The 14,659-nt window shown below is 72.5% G+C and carries 16 protein-coding genes; 9 read left to right on the forward strand and 7 right to left on the reverse strand.

Annotated features, from left to right (window positions below):
• Nucleotides 1-6 precede the first annotated feature (6 nt).
• The gene (locus tag ACFMQL_RS38860; protein ID WP_378789785.1) at nucleotides 7-828 is read right to left on the reverse strand and encodes an FHA domain-containing protein; all 822 of its coding nucleotides are present in this window, start codon (nucleotides 826-828) and stop codon (nucleotides 7-9) included.
• 185 nt (nucleotides 829-1,013) lie between these two features.
• Here ACFMQL_RS38860 and ACFMQL_RS38865 point away from each other — a divergent pair, with 185 nt between their 5' ends.
• Nucleotides 1,014-1,181 (forward strand): hypothetical protein, encoded by a 168-nt coding sequence (locus ACFMQL_RS38865; protein WP_364067892.1) that lies wholly within the window; start codon nucleotides 1,014-1,016, stop codon nucleotides 1,179-1,181.
• 92 nt (nucleotides 1,182-1,273) lie between these two features.
• Here ACFMQL_RS38865 and ACFMQL_RS38870 read toward each other — a convergent pair whose 3' ends face one another.
• Nucleotides 1,274-2,602 (reverse strand): LLM class flavin-dependent oxidoreductase, encoded by a 1,329-nt coding sequence (locus tag ACFMQL_RS38870; RefSeq protein WP_364067894.1) that lies wholly within the window; start codon nucleotides 2,600-2,602, stop codon nucleotides 1,274-1,276.
• 436 nt (nucleotides 2,603-3,038) lie between these two features.
• On the reverse strand, nucleotides 3,039-3,581 hold the full coding sequence (locus ACFMQL_RS38875) for a leucine-rich repeat domain-containing protein (RefSeq protein ID WP_364067896.1): 543 nt from the start codon (nucleotides 3,579-3,581) through the stop codon (nucleotides 3,039-3,041).
• 268 nt (nucleotides 3,582-3,849) lie between these two features.
• Here ACFMQL_RS38875 and ACFMQL_RS38880 point away from each other — a divergent pair, with 268 nt between their 5' ends.
• Entirely contained in the window at nucleotides 3,850-4,545 is a 696-nt protein-coding gene (locus ACFMQL_RS38880; RefSeq protein ID WP_378789787.1) for an alpha/beta hydrolase family protein, read from the forward strand.
• Nucleotides 4,546-4,922: 377 nt separating this feature from the next.
• Here the strand turns inward: ACFMQL_RS38880 and ACFMQL_RS38885 are convergent, their stop codons facing one another.
• The 4 genes from ACFMQL_RS38885 to ACFMQL_RS38900 all read right to left on the reverse strand — a co-directional run bounded on the left by ACFMQL_RS38885 (nucleotide 4,923) and on the right by ACFMQL_RS38900 (nucleotide 7,957).
• Nucleotides 4,923-5,213: a TraR/DksA C4-type zinc finger protein gene (locus tag ACFMQL_RS38885; protein WP_364067900.1), complete on the reverse strand. Its 291-nt coding sequence runs from the start codon at nucleotides 5,211-5,213 to the stop codon at nucleotides 4,923-4,925.
• 115 nt (nucleotides 5,214-5,328) lie between these two features.
• The gene (locus tag ACFMQL_RS38890; protein ID WP_364067902.1) at nucleotides 5,329-5,721 is read right to left on the reverse strand and encodes a hypothetical protein; all 393 of its coding nucleotides are present in this window, start codon (nucleotides 5,719-5,721) and stop codon (nucleotides 5,329-5,331) included.
• Nucleotides 5,722-5,881: 160 nt separating this feature from the next.
• A complete protein-coding gene (locus tag ACFMQL_RS38895) occupies nucleotides 5,882-7,162 on the reverse strand; it encodes a protein kinase (protein ID WP_378789789.1) in 1,281 nt (426 codons plus the stop codon).
• A 102-nt stretch (nucleotides 7,163-7,264) separates the two neighbouring features.
• Entirely contained in the window at nucleotides 7,265-7,957 is a 693-nt protein-coding gene (locus tag ACFMQL_RS38900; RefSeq protein ID WP_378789791.1) for a GntR family transcriptional regulator, read from the reverse strand.
• 101 nt (nucleotides 7,958-8,058) lie between these two features.
• Here ACFMQL_RS38900 and ACFMQL_RS38905 point away from each other — a divergent pair, with 101 nt between their 5' ends.
• The 7 genes from ACFMQL_RS38905 to ACFMQL_RS38935 are packed head-to-tail and all read left to right on the forward strand — an operon-like array spanning nucleotide 8,059 to nucleotide 14,650.
• Nucleotides 8,059-8,838, forward strand: a complete 780-nt coding sequence (locus ACFMQL_RS38905; RefSeq protein WP_364068051.1) for an FAD binding domain-containing protein — start codon at nucleotides 8,059-8,061, stop codon at nucleotides 8,836-8,838.
• 11 nt (nucleotides 8,839-8,849) lie between these two features.
• On the forward strand, nucleotides 8,850-9,368 hold the full coding sequence (locus ACFMQL_RS38910) for a (2Fe-2S)-binding protein (RefSeq protein WP_364067905.1): 519 nt from the start codon (nucleotides 8,850-8,852) through the stop codon (nucleotides 9,366-9,368).
• Nucleotides 9,298-10,749, forward strand: coding sequence for a xanthine dehydrogenase family protein molybdopterin-binding subunit (locus ACFMQL_RS38915; protein WP_378789793.1), 1,452 nt, complete (start codon nucleotides 9,298-9,300; stop codon nucleotides 10,747-10,749). Before ACFMQL_RS38910 ends, ACFMQL_RS38915 begins: the two co-directional genes overlap by 71 nt.
• Before the next feature lie 3 nt (nucleotides 10,750-10,752).
• Nucleotides 10,753-11,769: a molybdopterin cofactor-binding domain-containing protein gene (locus ACFMQL_RS38920; protein ID WP_364067908.1), complete on the forward strand. Its 1,017-nt coding sequence runs from the start codon at nucleotides 10,753-10,755 to the stop codon at nucleotides 11,767-11,769.
• Nucleotides 11,759-12,643 carry an AAA family ATPase gene (locus ACFMQL_RS38925; protein WP_378789795.1) on the forward strand — a complete coding sequence of 295 codons (885 nt, stop codon included), beginning with the start codon at nucleotides 11,759-11,761 and terminating at the stop codon, nucleotides 12,641-12,643. The genes ACFMQL_RS38920 and ACFMQL_RS38925 overlap by 11 nt, the downstream gene beginning before the upstream one ends.
• Nucleotides 12,636-13,751: a VWA domain-containing protein gene (locus ACFMQL_RS38930; protein ID WP_378789796.1), complete on the forward strand. Its 1,116-nt coding sequence runs from the start codon at nucleotides 12,636-12,638 to the stop codon at nucleotides 13,749-13,751. Before ACFMQL_RS38925 ends, ACFMQL_RS38930 begins: the two co-directional genes overlap by 8 nt.
• Before the next feature lie 5 nt (nucleotides 13,752-13,756).
• Complete coding sequence (locus ACFMQL_RS38935; protein ID WP_378789798.1) at nucleotides 13,757-14,650, forward strand: amidohydrolase family protein; 894 nt, start codon at nucleotides 13,757-13,759, stop codon at nucleotides 14,648-14,650.
• Nucleotides 14,651-14,659: the final 9 nt, after the last annotated feature.

Consider the following 14,659-nt stretch of genomic DNA (forward strand, 5'->3'; position numbering starts at 1 on the left):
GCGCGGTCAGGAGCCGGGATCGTCCGGCTCGTCGAGGAGGCGGAGGTCGGCGGGGCCGATGGTGGCGCTGACCAGCAGGGCGGTGATGAGGTTGTGGTTGAGCGCGTTGCCCAGCGGCGGCGGGATCTCCTCCTCAAGCAGCCCCGGCACCTTCTTGCTCAGCCGCTTGCGCGTCTGGGTGACGATGTGGGCGGCGCGCTTGGCGGTCCACTGCTCGCCGGGGCGCAGGCGGCTCAGCTCGTCGGCGACCTGCGACCAGGTGAGCGGCTGCGGCCACGGCTCGGGCCGCAGGTAGCGCTGGCCGAGGCAGACCAGGACCAGCCGCTCGACCTCGGTGAGCACCCAGCCGTTCGGCTCGCGGGTCTCGGCCTCCAGGCGGGCGCGCGTCTCCGCGTCCGCGCCCCGGGGCACGGACGCCCTGACGATCCGCACTTCGAGCAGGTGTTCCTGCTCGGGGGCGACGATGAACAGCGGCGTGTACGCGGCCGTCAACGGTGTCCTGTGCCCGGTGAGCACCAGGCGGCCGCCGGGCAGGCGGATCGGCAGGTTGCCGAGGTTGCACAGCACCCATTGCCCGTCCTCGCGGACGATGGAGCCGTGGCGGCGGCTGACGTACGGGTCGTCGGCGCCCACGCAGACGTGCACGTCCGGCTCCGAGCGCCCGAACACCACCTCGAACCCCGCATCGGGGGCGACCCTGATCCCGCCGCGGCCGCCCCGGACGTACAGGGTGCCGGGCACGTCGGGTGGCAGGCCGGTGATGTCGTCTCCCTGGGACGTCGGCAGCAGGTGCACCTTGCTGCGCGGCCGACGTTCGGTGCGCGCCATATGGCGATCTTTTCTGTCCCTGCCGCACGAAGTCAACGTCAGTCCTGACCAGCCGGTACGAAAGGCGGTCGTCACGTCTCCGGTACCGCAGACGCGATCTCTCTTCGTGACTTTCTGTTGGAGAGCGGACACATCGTGCAAGATGGTCTCCGCACGACCGCGCCTTTCCGGGGGAGGGCTGCGCGGTGAGATGCGTCAGTCACCAGGCCACGGCGGATCGCCTCATCCGTGACGGCGAACGCGCCCTGGACAACGGGGAGCAGGAACGGCTGCGTGCCATCAACATCGAGCTGCGGTCCCTGCTCCCCGAGCCTCCGCCGTCGCCCAGCCTGAGCACGGTGCGGGCCACCTGAGCACGGTACGGGCTACCCGAGCCCGCCCGCCCCCGCCTGGCCGGCCCGCGCCTGGAGCGGCTCGGCGGCCCCGCTCCCCCGGCCCCGGCCGGTCAGACCGCGACGGGTTCGCGGCGGGCGGCGTAACGGGAGGGCGGCCGGGGCAGGCCATAGTGGGCGCGCAGGGTGCGGGTGTCGTACTCGTGACGGAAGAGCCCGCGTGCCCGCAGCTCCGGTACGACGTGGTCCACGAACACCTCCAGGCCGCTGGGCAGCAGGGGCGGCATGATGTTGAAGCCGTCCGCCGCGCCGTTGAAGAACCACTCCTGGAGCTGGTCGGCGATCTGCTCGGGCGTGCCGGTGACGACGCGGTGGCCACGCCCGCCCGCGAGCCGCGACAGCAGCTGCCTGACGGTGAGGCGTTCGCGTCTGGCGAGCTCGACGACGAGCTTGCGGCGGCTCTGCGCGCCCTCGGTCTCGATGGGCACGTCGGGCAGCGGGCCGTCCAGGTGCTCCTCGGTCAGCTCGATGCCGGTCAGGTAGGACAGCTGCGCCAGCCCGTACGCGGGGATGATGAGCTCGTCGAGCTCTCGTTCCAGGGCGCGCGCCTCCTCCTCGGTCGAGCCGATGATCGGTGAGATGCCGGGCAGGACGAGCAGCTCGTCGTGCCGCCGCCCGTAGGCGGCCAGGCGGCGCTTGAGGTCGGCGTAGAACTCCTGGCCGTCCTGCAGGGTCTGCTGCGCGGTGAAGACGGCCTCGGCGTGGCGGGCGGCGAACTCCTTGCCGTCCTCCGACGAGCCGGCCTGGACGAGCAGCGGGCGGCCCTGCGGGGTGCGCGAGGTGTTCAGCGGGCCTTTGACGGAGAAGTGCTCGCCGGTGTGGTCGATGGGGTGGATCTTGTCGGTGTCGGCGTACGTGCCGGCCGCCCGGTCGGCGAGGATCGCGTCGTCCTCCCAGCTGTCCCAGAGCTTGGTGACGACGTCGAGGAACTCGGCGGCCCGCGCGTAGCGGGCGGCGTGTGCGGGGCGCTCGATGCCGAAGTTGGCGGCCTCGGCCTCGCTCGCCGAGGTGACGATGTTCCAGCCGGCCCGGCCACCGCTGATGTGGTCGAGCGAGGCGAACTTGCGCGCCACGTGGAAGGGCTCGTTGTACGTGGTCGAGACGGTGGCGATGAGCCCGATGCGCTCGGTGACGGTGGCCAGGGCCGTCAGCAGGGTCAGCGGTTCGAGGCCGCCGAGCGCGTTGTGGCGTACCTTGCCGCGCAGCGCGAGCCCGTCGGCGAGGAACACCGAGTCGAGCGCGCCGCGCTCGGCGATCTTCGCGAGCTCCTGGTAGTGGCGGACGTCGGCGATCTTGCCGGGTTCGCTACGGGGGTGGCGCCAGGCCGCCTCGTGGTGGCCGACGCCCATGAGGAAGGCGTTGAGGTGCAGTTTTCTCGTCACGTGGTCCTCCAGGTGGAAAGCGGCGCTCGGCGGTGGTCAGGCTGCGGGCGCGCCGATGCCCGGGTGCCCGGGTGAAAGAGGGGTTCCTCCCCCGTGCCCGCCCCCGAGGCGGGCACGGGGCGAGGAGGATCCGTGATCAGCGACACTGCGCGCTGGAGACGTGGCCGTGGTCCACGTGCGGGCGCCGGGTCAGGAGAAGGCCCTGGCTCATGCACTCGAAGGTACGATCACGCCCTCATAAAGTCAATATTTCCTATAGGCTATACATGAAATACCAGCTCGATGGTCCCGGGCGGGGCTCAGCGGCGGCCCCAGCGGCCTCGGCGGACTCCGGCTGGAGACCGAGGCGGCAGAACCATCGGTGGCGGGGCGGCGGCCTCCGGCCCGTGCTGCGGGCATCACCGGCGCGCGCCTGCGGAGAGGTCGGGCGCGTTCGTCAGGTGAGGACGACGCAGCCGCGTTCCTCCAGCGCGGCCAGCAGGGAGGGGTCGGGGTCGCAAGGGTTCCAGCGCAGGTCGAGCTTCTCCAGGGCGGGCATGCGGGCGACCCAGCCGGGCAGCCGGGTGATGCGGTTGCCCCGCAGGTCCACCTGGCGCAGCAGCGGCAGCTCGGCGATCGGCTCCGGCACCTCGGCGAGCCGGTTGTCGCGCAGCTCGAGGTGGCGCAGCTCGCGCAGATCGGCCACCGAGGGCGGCAGGTGCTCGATGCGGTTGCCGCGCAGCCACAGCTCGCGCAGGCGGTTGTCGTGCAGGTAGAGGCAGCCGCTCAGGCCGGTCAGCCCACCCAGCTCATCGGGCAGGGACGTCAGCTCGTTGTGTCCCAGGTCCAGGGTGACCAGCCGGCGCAGCCGCACGATCTCGGGCGGGAGCGCCATGAGCCCGGTCTCGGCGAGGATCAGCACCTCCAGCCCGGTACGCTCCCAGACCTCGCCGGGCACCTCGCCGAGCGGCTGTCGCCACAGGTTGAGCACGTCGCGCATGCGGTCCTTTCTCGAACGACCGTTCGTGGCCGCACGCACGGGTCCCCGTCAAGCGCCCTCCGGCGTCCGATGCCCGGGTCCCGTCTGACATGCTGCAACCGGCTTGTCCTGACGTGATGCTTGGAGCGTACGATGACCGATCCTCTCGCCGTCGACCCGCCGCTCGACGCCGAGTTCCCCGCCACCACGCCGGCGGTGACGTTCGAGAGCGCGGGCGAGGACCTGCTCGGCGTGCTGCACGTGCCAGGCCGGGCGCGGGCCGCACCCCGTGGTCGTGCTGCTCCACGGCTTTCCCGGCAACGAGCGCAACTTCGACCTCGCCCAGGCGCTGCGCAGGGCGGGATACGCGGCGCTGGTGTTCCACTACCGCGGCTCGTGGGGTGTGGGCGGGTCCTGGTCGTGGGGCAACGTGCTGGAGGACGCGGCGACCGTGGTGGCCAAGGTCCGCGAGCCGGAGTTCGCCTCCGCGCATCGGCTCGATCCCGCGCGGCTCGCGGTGGCAGGGCACAGCCTCGGCGGTTTCGCCGCGCTGATGACCGCGGCGGCGGACCCGCATATCGCCGCCGTCGCCTCGATCGCCGGTTTCGACTTCGGCGCGGCCGTCGCGCAGTGCCGCGAGGATCCCGGCCGCCGCGCCGCGTACGTCGAGGCGTTCGCCGGCTCGCTCACCCCGCTCAAGGGCACCAGCGGGGAGGCGCTCGTGGCCGAGATGGAGGCCGCCGGTGACGCCTGGCGGCTCGCCGGCCTCGCGCCCCGGCTCGCCGACCGGCCCGTGCTCCTGGTGGGCACCGGCCGCGACGACGTCACTCCGAGCGAGGTGCACCATGACCCGCTCGTGGCGGCGTACGAGAAGCATCCCGTCGAGCGTCTCCACCACCGGGTGCTGCCCACCGACCACGCGCTGTCGGACCAGCGGGTGACGCTGGCCCGCACGCTCTCGGACTTCCTCGCGCGCTACCTCTGACGGCGTGTGCGGCCGGGGCCGGTCGGCCTGGCCTCGGCGGTCGGCGCCGGTGAGCCGCGGCCCCGCAACCCGTACCCGATGGTCGACGTCACCATCGGCGGACGCCACTACGAGCGGCTGCGGGGAGCCGGCCTTCCGGGGGCGGTCCGGCGGGCGTCCATGCGGCAGGCGCTGGCGCTCACGCCGGAGGCCGCCTTCGTCGCGCCGGACATCGCACGCTTCGGCGGCTGCCGCGAGCACTGCCCGCCGCGATCAGCGCATGCCGGAACGGCGGGTCCCGGGGTGGTCGCGGTGCGGGCGGCGGCCACCCCGGGCGCGCCGGTCAGCGGCGCCGGTCAGGCAACGCCGGTGAGACGGCTCCGGTGCAGCGGCTTCGGTCAGGCGGCGGCCTCCTCGCGGCGTACATGCGAACAGCTCGCGCAGGCCGTACGGTCCGGAGCCTGGAGCAACTGGTCGAAGGGGATGAAGATACCGCAGCACTCACAGATGCCGTAGAGCCCGCGGTCCATGCGGTCCAGGGCGTCGCTGATGCGGTGGGCGGCGGCGTGGTCGAGCACGGGGTCGGTGGCGGCGAGCCGCTCGTCGAGCAGCTCGCGCAGCTCCTCGAGCCGGTTCAGGTGCTCGGTGTAGTGCTGCAGGTGGGTGTGGACTGATCTGTCGTCGGCCATGACGCTGATCTGCTCCTCGCTGTACGCGAAAAGGGGATAACGGCGCGTCCGCGTCGGATGCGGGGGCCTCCAGCGCTGCGCTGGAGTGATGGTGATCATGAAGACAGGGGTGGCGTCAGATCAGGGGTGGGCTGCGTGAGCCCGTGGTGCGGTGCCCGAACTGCTGGGGGTCGCCGGTCAGGTCCGCGTCGGGGCGCGGGCCGGGCAGCAGTGCGAGGTGGGCGGCCTCGTCGTGCGTGCCGCGCAGGGGCGGCCACAACGTCAGCACGGGGTGTTCACGGACGCTGGTGGCCTGCGGTGGCAGGCTGGCCAGGCCGTCGTCGCCGGCGTGTTCGTCGTCGGTCGAGGTCGGGGCCAGGGCTGAACGGGTCACCAGGTGAGGGCCGTTCCAGCCCGAGGGCGCGCCGGCCATCAGGCCGGCCGCGAGCAGGGACAGCAGGAGCAGGCCCATCACGCCGCATAGCGCGAGGGAGCCTCGTGGTGTCGTGGTGCCCCACGGTCCCGCCATAAGCCCGACCATAGCCCAGACCGTATGAAAAAGGGCATCCATCCGCGGAACTGAGTACGGCCCGATTCGGCGTACGCGCCCTCAACCGATCTTCTCCGCAGCGCGGTTTCCCCGTGGACGGCGCGGTTTCGTGCGGCGCCCACCCCTGCGGCGGGCAGGGTCAGATTTTGCAGATCGTGAACGTCAGCGTCTTCGACGCCTTGGCGTGGGTGAGCAGGCGGAAGACGATTGTGTGCCTGGCGGGGAACGAGCTGAGCGGACTACGCCGCAGCACGTCGGAGCCGTTGGTGAGGTATCCGGTCAGCCAGCCCTCGTCCTGGCCGTCCACGACCCAGCGGTAGCCGTACGGGATCTGCTTGCCCGTCGGTCCGGACAGCGTGGCGACCGGGAACGCGCTGGGGCTGTAGCAGCCGCCCATCTTCACGCCGTCGAGCGTCACCGACACCAGCCGGACGGTGCCGCCGGATGAGGTGCCGGTCTTCGTGGCTTTCGGGGCGGTGGTCTTGGGCGCGGCCGCCGTGGTCTTCAGCGTGCTCGGACGGGGCGTGGAACGGGCGGTCCGCTCAGGGGTCCGCTCGGGGCTGCTGCTGTGGCGGGGCGTGGGCCTTGTGGAGGGTGAGATGTTCGCTTCGGGGCCTCCGGTCGTGGCGGCCGGCTCATCGCTCTCCTCCGTCCGTTCGAGGGCGGGCGTCTGTACGGGTGGCGCGGCCGCGCCGCTCGTGCCCGGTGGCAGGAACACGACCGCACCCGCCACCAGGGCACCGGCCACCGCGCCCGCACCGATCAGCACCGCCGTCCCTTTGCCGCGCCTGTGAGACCGCCCCGGGGGCGGCACGGTGGCGAGGCCGATCGGCTGCCCGAGCTGCGGCGCCATGGCCGGCCCAGCGGGCGGCACCTGGGAGATCGGGGGTGCCGGGGGCATCGGCGGGGCCGGGCGGGAGCCGAGCAGCCAGAGCAGCACGTCCTGCATGCTCGGCCGGGCGGCCGGGTTCTTGGCCAGACAGGCCAGCAGGATCGGGCGCAGCGGGGCGGGCACGTCGCCGAGGTACGGCTCGTCGTGCAGGATCCGGCGGATCACGGCGGGCAGCGAGTCGTTGCCGAACGGCGGCGTCCCCGTCGCGGCGAACACCATCACCCCCGCCCACGCGAACACGTCGGCGGCCGGGCCGACGGGCTCGCCCGCGAGCTGCTCGGGAGCCATGTACGCGGGCGTGCCGACGATGCTGCTGGTCACCGTGAGCGAGTGCCCGGGAGCGCGGGCGATGCCGAAGTCGATGACGCGCGGCCCGTCGCGGCCCAGCAGCACGTTCGCGGGCTTGAAGTCGCGGTGCACGATGCCGGCCTGGTGGATGGCGGCCAGCGCCGACGGGCGGATCTTTCTCCCAGAGCGGTTCGGCCTGCGGCATGAGTCCCCCGTGTCAGCACTCTGGATCTTCAGCACCTTAGCCGGAAGATCGTGAGTAACACGGAATGTCATAGAAATTCACCGGCCGCTGACCTCGCATGGCCGACATCACGCCGCCATGCCCCGGCCGGCCCAGGGTCAGGACGTCGGCCGCCTCGGCGTCCCGTACGCATCGTGCGGCGTGTCGGCGTACGCCCACTGGTGGTCGCGGGCATGGCGGCAGGCCGCCTCCACGTCCCCCGTGCGCATGACCTCCAGCAGCTCGCGGTGCTCGTCGGCGACGTGCTCCAGCTCAGGCCGGGTGACCATGAGCGCGATGGCGGTGCGGGCCTCGATCTGCAGCGCCTCCCAGGCGCGGGTCAGCAGGCCGTTGCCGCCCGCCTGTACGACGTGGCGGTGGAAGCGGGCGCTGGTCAGGCCGATGCCGGTGACGTCGGAGGCGCGGGCGCAGGCGTACATGTCCTGGACCGCCTCCTCAAGCCGGTCGAGCGGCAGCGCCCCGGCCAGCATGGCGAGGCGCGTCGCGGTCTCCTCCAGCGCCGCCCGCAGGATGTACGCCTCGCGGATCGTCTGCTCGGCGAAGGGCAGCACCCGGCTGCCGTGCCTGGGCAGGCTCTCGATGAGCCCCAGCCCTTCGAGCTGCCGCAGCGCCTCGCGTACGGGGGCCTGGCTGGTGCCGTACTCGGCGGCGATCCTCGTCTCGATCAGCCGCTCCCCCTCGCCCAGTTCGCCGGTGACGATCCGCCGTAGCAGGCCGTCGCGGATCTGCCGGCTCAGGGTCGGCCGGGCGGAGCGCGGCGCGGTGGACGGGTGGACCGGGGATTCCGCCACCAGACCTCCCCTCGAAACTGCCTCTTGACTCTCAAATCCTCTCATCTAGCTTCAAATTATCGATATCGATAATTGGAGCGCAGATGCTGATATCGGTTGAGATGCCGGACAGTGCGGACGCGGCCAGGACATACCTCCGAGACGGAGCCCTCCCCCTGGGTGGCGGCACCCACCTGATGCCCCGGTTGAACGACGCGGCCGGCACCGACGTCCGGCTGGTCAGCCTGCGCAAGGCCGGGCTGCGCGGCATCCAGGTCCAGGACGGCAGCGTGGCGATCGGCGCGGCCACCACGCTCGCGGACGTCGAGGACGACCCCCGGCTCCCCTACCTCTCCCCTTGCGTGCGCTCGATCGCCTCCCCGCCGGTCCGCAACCTCGCCACCGTGGCGGGCAACCTCTTCGTGCCGCAGCCGTACGGCGATCTCGCGGCGGCGCTGCTCGCCCTGGACGCCGAGCTGGACGTGCTCGACGCGGACGGCGTACGCGGTGAGCCCCTGGAGCGGATCGCCGCCGGCGGACTACCCGCCGGCGAGCTGGTGACGCGCATCCGGTTCACCGCCCCTGAGCAGGGCGCCTTCCGCTTCCACAAGGCGGCCAGGCGGCACCTCAACTCGGGCTCCATCGTCACGATCGCGGCCAGGATCGCGGTCGAGGACGGCGTGGTGGCCGGCGTGCGGCTGGCCGTCGGCGGCATGGCGCGCCGCCTGGTACGGGCCGTCGAGGCCGAGCGGGTGCTGCTCGGCGAGCCGCTCACCCCCGAGGTCATCGCCCGCGCGGCCGCGGCGGACGCCTTCGAGCCGTTCGACGACGCGTACGCCTCCGCGTGGTACCGCGCCAGGGTCTACCCCGTCCACCTGCGTCGCGCCCTGCTCGGGGCCTGAAAGGGGATCGCATGCCGTCACAGATCGTCACGCTCACGCTGAACGGCGCGGAGCGGGAGCTGATCGCCCGCCCCTCGATGACGTTGCTGACCGCCCTGCGCGAGACGTTCGGGCTGACGGGCGCCAAGCGCGGCTGCGCCCAGGGAGGCTGCGGCAGCTGCACGGTCCTGCTGGACGGCCGGCCGGTGGTGTCGTGCCTGGTCCCCGTGGTGACGGTCGACGGCTCGTCGGTGGAGACGATCGAGGGCCAGGCGGACGGCGAGCGGCTCAGCGACGTGCAGCAGGCCTTCGTAGATGGGTTCGCCACGCAGTGCGGCTTCTGCACCCCCGGGATGATCATGTCGGCCACGGCGCTGCTCGACCGCAATCCGGATCCGACGCGGCAGGACGTCATAGAGGCGATCTGCGGGAACGTCTGCCGCTGCACCGGGTACGAGCCGATCATCAACGCCGTCCTCGATGCGGCCCGACGCCGCCGCCAAGCGGCGTCCGACAGCGAAGAGCGCGAGCCCGCGGGGGCCGAGCGATGAGCCTCCGCCTCACCCCGATCGACACCTCGTACTTCGCCCGGGAGCGGGGGACGGCGGTTTCTCCGTCATCGGCTCCCCCGTCCAACGCTCCGACGCCCGCTCCCACGTCACCGGCCGCACGGTCTTTTTCGAGGACATGACGCCGCCGGGCCTGACCCACGTCAAGATCCACCGCTCCACCCGGCACCACGCGCTCATCAACAGCGTGGACGTCTCCGGCGCGCTGCAGGTGCCGGGTGTGCTGCGCGTCATCACGTACAAGGACGTGCCGAACAACTGGTACGTCGTGCTGCGCCTGATCGGGGTGGGGCCCGACGACGAGCCGGTGCTGGCCGAGGATCGGGTGCTCTACCGGGGCGAGCCGATCGTCGCGGTGGTCGGCGAGACCGAGGAGGCCGCCCGCGAGGGCGCCGCCCGGGTCAAGGTGGACTATACGGATCTGCCCGCCGTGCTCGACGTGGAGGAGGCGCTGGCCGAGGGCGCACCGATCATCAAGCAGGCCGGCACCAACCACTTCGTCTACGAGGGGCACCACTGCCGGAGGGTGCGCTTCGGCGACGTGCAGCGGGCCTTCGCCGAGGCCGACCGGATCATCGAGGGCCGCTACGACTCCTCCCCCATCGAGCACGCGCCGGTCGAGCCGACCGGCTGCATCGTCGTGCCGCAGGGCGACGGGCGGCTGCGCATTCACAGTGACACGCAGGCGGCGTTCTTCACGCTCGACAACACCGCGCTCATCCTCGGCGTCCCGCCCACGGACCTGCGGGTGGTCGGCGGCACCGTGGGCGGCGGTTTCGGCGGCAAGGTGGACGTCATCGTGGAGCCGCTGGCCTGCCTGGCGGCGATGCTGACCGGCCGGCCCGCCAAGTACGTCTACAGCCGCGCCGAGGAGATGCAGGTGTCGTCCACGCGGGCGGCCGAGCGCATCTACATCAAGGACGGCGTGATGAACGACGGCCGCATCATCGCCCGCCAGGTCACCTTGTACGTGGACGCGGGCGCGTACTCGCGGCACAGCCCGTACGGCGTGACCAAGGCGGCGGCGCACATGCCGGGCCCGTACACGATCCCGAACGTGCACGTCGACTGCTACTGCGTCTACACGAACCGGACGCCGTCCAGCGCCATGCGCGGTTTCGGCGTCACGATCGGTGACTTCGCGCTGGAGTCGCACATGGACCGGGTGGCCGGGGAACTGGGCATGGACCCGCTACGGCTGCGGCTGCTCAACGCCTACCGGGACGGCGACATGAAGGCGCACCGCAAGATCGCGTCGGGGACGGCGCTGGTCGAAGTGATCCAGCGCGCCGCCGACCTGGTGGGTCACGAGCTGCCGGACGAATACCGGGCGATGTCGTCGGGCGAACGGGCGGAGGGCTGAGCGATGGCGTTGCGGCGCGGGCGCGGGTACGCGGCGGTCAACTACCCGACCGGGATGAATCTGGGCGGCGACCCCTCACAGGCCCTGGTGCACGCCACCACCATGGGCGGGTTCGTGGTGACGCTCTCCTCGGTGGACCTCGGGCAGGGGCTGCGCACGGTCGTCGCGCAGTGCGCGGCGGAGACACTCGGCGTCCCGATCGAGAACGTCATCGTCGACACCGCCGACACCGACACGGGACCGCACTGCATGGGGACGTTCGCCAGCCGCGGCACCCACCGCGTCGGCAACGCGGTGATCATGGCGGCGCGCGAGGCCAGGGAGGTCATGCTGCAGGTGGCGGCCGACGAGCTGGAGGTGGACGCGGACGACCTGGAGACCGACGGCACGGGCCACATCAGGCTCAAGGGCGCGCCGGAGAAGAAGATCCACGTCAGCGAGGTGGCGCTGGCCGCGCACTTCCGCCAGGGCCGCACGATCTCCGGCCGGGGCATGTTCCTGAAGGAGCCGAGCACGGTGGTGCCGGAGACCGGGGAGATGGACCCGGACTCCTGCCAGGCGCACGCGTGCACGGTGGCCGAGGTCGAGGTGGACGACGAGACGGGCGTCATCGAGGTGCTGCGGCTCTACAACACCTACGAGGTGGGCAGGGCGCTCAACCCCGCCATCGCGACGCAGCAGGTGGAGGGCGGCGCCTGGATGGGGCTGTCGCACGCGCTGTTCGAGTCGACGGAGCCGTACTATCCGCACTCGCGCGAGCACGGCCCGCTCGACTTCACCGAGTACCTGATGCCGGGCCCCGCCGACCTTCCGGTGCAGACCAGCGTGTTACTCGAACGTCCCGCCGACAACGGGCCGTTCGGGGCGAAGGGCATCGGCGAGATGACGGCGAACGCGCCGATCCCCGCGATCGCGAACGCGGTGTACGACGCGGTCGGGGTGCGGCTGACGAGCATGCCGTTCACGCCGGAGAAGGTGCTGCGCGGGCTGGACGAGCTGCGGGCCGGCCGTGCGGGCTGAGGAACCGGCCGACGCGGTGCTCGCCGACCAGGACGAGCTGGGCCGGCGGCTCGGCGCGGAGGGCTACCTGGCGGGCGAGGGCCTGCTGACCGCCGTGCACCTGGCCGGGGTGCTCGGGCTGCCGCTGCTGCTGGAGGGCGAGCCCGGCGTCGGCAAGACCGAGATCGCGAACGTGCTGGCCAGGGTGCTCGGCCGCGAGCTGATCAGGTTGCAGTGCTACGAGGGCCTGGACGCCTCCCAGGCCCTGTACGAGTGGGACTACCCGAAGCAGCTCCTGGCGCTGCGGGCCGCCGAGGCCGAGGGTCGGGGCGTCGGCGCGCTGTACCGGGAGGAGTTCCTGCTGCAGCGGCCCCTGCTACGTGCCCTGCGGGCCGAGCGGGGCGCGGTGCTGCTGATCGACGAGATCGACCGCGCCGACAGCGAGTTCGAGGCGTTCCTGCTGGAGTTCCTCGGCGACTTCCAGATCACGATCCCCGAGCTGGGCACGATGCGGGCGGCGAGCCGGCCGTTCGTCGTGCTCACCTCCAACAGGACGCGCGAGCTGCACGACGCGCTCAAGCGGCGCTGCCTCTACCACTGGATCCCCTTCCCCGACGCCGAGCGGGAGCGGGCGATCATCCAGGCGCGCGAGCCCGGCCTGGACGAGCGGAGCGCGGCCCGGCTGGTGGCCGCGGTGCACCGCATCCGCGCGCTGGAGCTGCTGAAGCGGCCGGGCATCGCGGAGTCGGCGTCGTGGGCGCGCGGCGTGCGCACGCTCGCCGGCGAAGGGGCGAGCTGGCCGGAGGCGATGCGCAGGTCGGCCGGGCTGCTCGTCAAGCACGAGGAGGACCTGGCGCTGGTCGAGCGGCACGCGGCGGAGGTGTTCCGTGACTGACCCCGGGTTCGCCGGGCGCGTCGCCGAGCACGTGCACGGGTTCCTGCGCGATCTGCACGAGCAGGGGCTGCGGGTGCCGGTGCCCCGGCGGCTGGTCTTCCTGCGGGCGATCGAGGCCGCGGGCCCGCGCGACGTCACGCACCTGTACTGGATCGGGGCGAGCACCCTCACCGCGTCCCCCGAGGACCTGGAGGTCTACACCCCGGCGTTCGAGCGCTGGTTCGGCACGGCGCGGGCGCGGCCCGTACCTGAGGAGGAGTCCCCCGACGACGAGACGCCCGCGCCGCGCGACAAGGTGGACGAGACGCCCTTCGCGGCGGCGCTCGGCGGCCGGGCGGGCCGCGAGGCCGGGCAGGCCGAGCACGAGCGGCGGCCGGCGTTCGGCCCGGCGAGCGAGGCCGAGCGGGCGGTGCTCACGCTGCTGCGGCGGGAGGTGCGCCGCGCGGTGCCCGTCGTGCGCTCGCGGCGCCGCAGGCCCGCACGGCGCGGCCCGTGGATCGACCTCGGCAGGATCTGCCGCGAGTCGTGGCGCACCCACGGCGAGATCGTGACGCTGCGCCGGCGGGACCGGCCGCGGCGGCCGCGCCGGGTGCTGCTGCTCATCGACGTCTCGGGGTCGATGAAGCAGCACAGCGCCGCCTACCTGCGCTTCGCGCACGCCGTGACCGCGCGGCTGGAGCGGGCCGAGGTGTTCACCTTCGGCACCCGGCTGACCAGGGTGACCGCGACGCTGCGGGCGCGGGATGTGGACACGGCCGTCGCCGCGCTCGGCGAGGTCGTCCTGGACGCCGAGGGCGGCACCAGGATCGGCGCCTCGCTGCGGGCGTTCCTGGGCAACCCGCGCTACGTCACGATGGCGCGCGGCGCGCTGATCATCGTGCTGTCGGACGGCCTGGAGCGCGGCGACTGCGAGCCCATGCGGGCGGCGGTGCGCCGGTTGTCGCTGCTCGGCCACCGGCTGCTGTGGTGGACGCCGCTGGCCTGCGATCCGGCGTACCGGCCGGTCACGCGCGGCATGTCGGCGGTGCTCGGCCATCTGGACGGGCTCGCGGGCGTCCGTGACCTGCGCACGGCGTACGAGCAGCTGAAGACCCTCAGCAGGGAGTGATCGTCATGTACACGGGCCCCATCGTCGACGCGCACCACCACATCTGGCGGAAGGCGGACCTGCCGTGGCTGTCGGGGCCGATGGTGCCGCGCATCTTCGGCCCGTACGAGGCGATCAGGCGCGACTACCTGATCGACGAGTACGTCGCCGAGGCCACCGCCTGCGGCATCACCGAGTCCGTCTACGTGCAGACCAACTGGCCGCTTGACCGGGTCGAGGACGAGGTGCGCTGGCTGCGCGAGGTGCACGAGGAAAGCGGCTGGCCGATGGCCGTGGTCGCGGCGGCGGACATGTTCGACGAGGACGCCCCGCAGGTCATGCGGCGGCAGGCCGCGATCACCCCGCTGGTGCGGGGCGTGCGGCAGCAGCTGCACTGGCACGAGCGGCCCGAGTTCCGCTTCGCCGACGGGCCCGACCGCATGAAGGACCCGGTGTTCAGGAAGAACGTCGGCGCGCTCGCCGACCTCGGCTGGCTGTTCGAGCTGCAGGTCTTCCCCGGCCAGATGGCCGACGCCGCCGACCTGGTGGCCGACTTCCCCGGCGTCACGTTCGTGCTGGTGCACGCCGGGATGCTGATCGGCGACGAGGAGGCCGAGTCGTGGCGGTCGGGGATGGCCGCGCTGGCCGGGCTGCCGAACGTCGTCGTCAAGCTCACCGGGCAGGGCACGTTCGTGCACCGGGTGGACCCGGGCCTGATCTCCATGGTCACCGACGAGGTGATCGCCCGGTTCGGCGCCGGCCGCGCGATGTTCGGCACCAACTTCCCCGTCGAGAAGCTCTGGACCACCATGCCCCCGCTGGTCGGCGCGTGGAAGGACGCGCTGGCCCACCTCCCGCCCGCCGACCAGCAGGCGGTCTTCGCCGGCACCGCACGACGGGTGTACGGGCTGGCACGGTGACACGTATGA

It is taken from the genome of Nonomuraea fastidiosa (assembly GCF_042751225.1).
GTDB classification, from domain to species: domain Bacteria; phylum Actinomycetota; class Actinomycetes; order Streptosporangiales; family Streptosporangiaceae; genus Nonomuraea; species Nonomuraea fastidiosa.

Excerpts from the sequence above, each read along its gene's own strand:
- ACFMQL_RS38920 (WP_364067908.1), top strand. The coding sequence starts at position 10,753 with ATGGCGTTGCGGCGCGGGCGCGGGTACGCGGCGGTCAACTACCCGACC.
- ACFMQL_RS38915 (WP_378789793.1), top strand. The coding sequence starts at position 9,298 with ATGCGGCCCGACGCCGCCGCCAAGCGGCGTCCGACAGCGAAGAGCGCG.
- ACFMQL_RS38875 (WP_364067896.1), bottom strand. The coding sequence starts at position 3,581 with ATGCGCGACGTGCTCAACCTGTGGCGACAGCCGCTCGGCGAGGTGCCC.
- ACFMQL_RS38905 (WP_364068051.1), top strand. The coding sequence starts at position 8,059 with ATGCCGGACAGTGCGGACGCGGCCAGGACATACCTCCGAGACGGAGCC.
- ACFMQL_RS38935 (WP_378789798.1), top strand. The coding sequence starts at position 13,757 with ATGTACACGGGCCCCATCGTCGACGCGCACCACCACATCTGGCGGAAG.
- ACFMQL_RS38885 (WP_364067900.1), bottom strand. The coding sequence starts at position 5,213 with ATGGCCGACGACAGATCAGTCCACACCCACCTGCAGCACTACACCGAG.
- ACFMQL_RS38890 (WP_364067902.1), bottom strand. The coding sequence starts at position 5,721 with ATGGCGGGACCGTGGGGCACCACGACACCACGAGGCTCCCTCGCGCTA.
- ACFMQL_RS38860 (WP_378789785.1), bottom strand. The coding sequence starts at position 828 with ATGGCGCGCACCGAACGTCGGCCGCGCAGCAAGGTGCACCTGCTGCCG.
- ACFMQL_RS38910 (WP_364067905.1), top strand. The coding sequence starts at position 8,850 with ATGCCGTCACAGATCGTCACGCTCACGCTGAACGGCGCGGAGCGGGAG.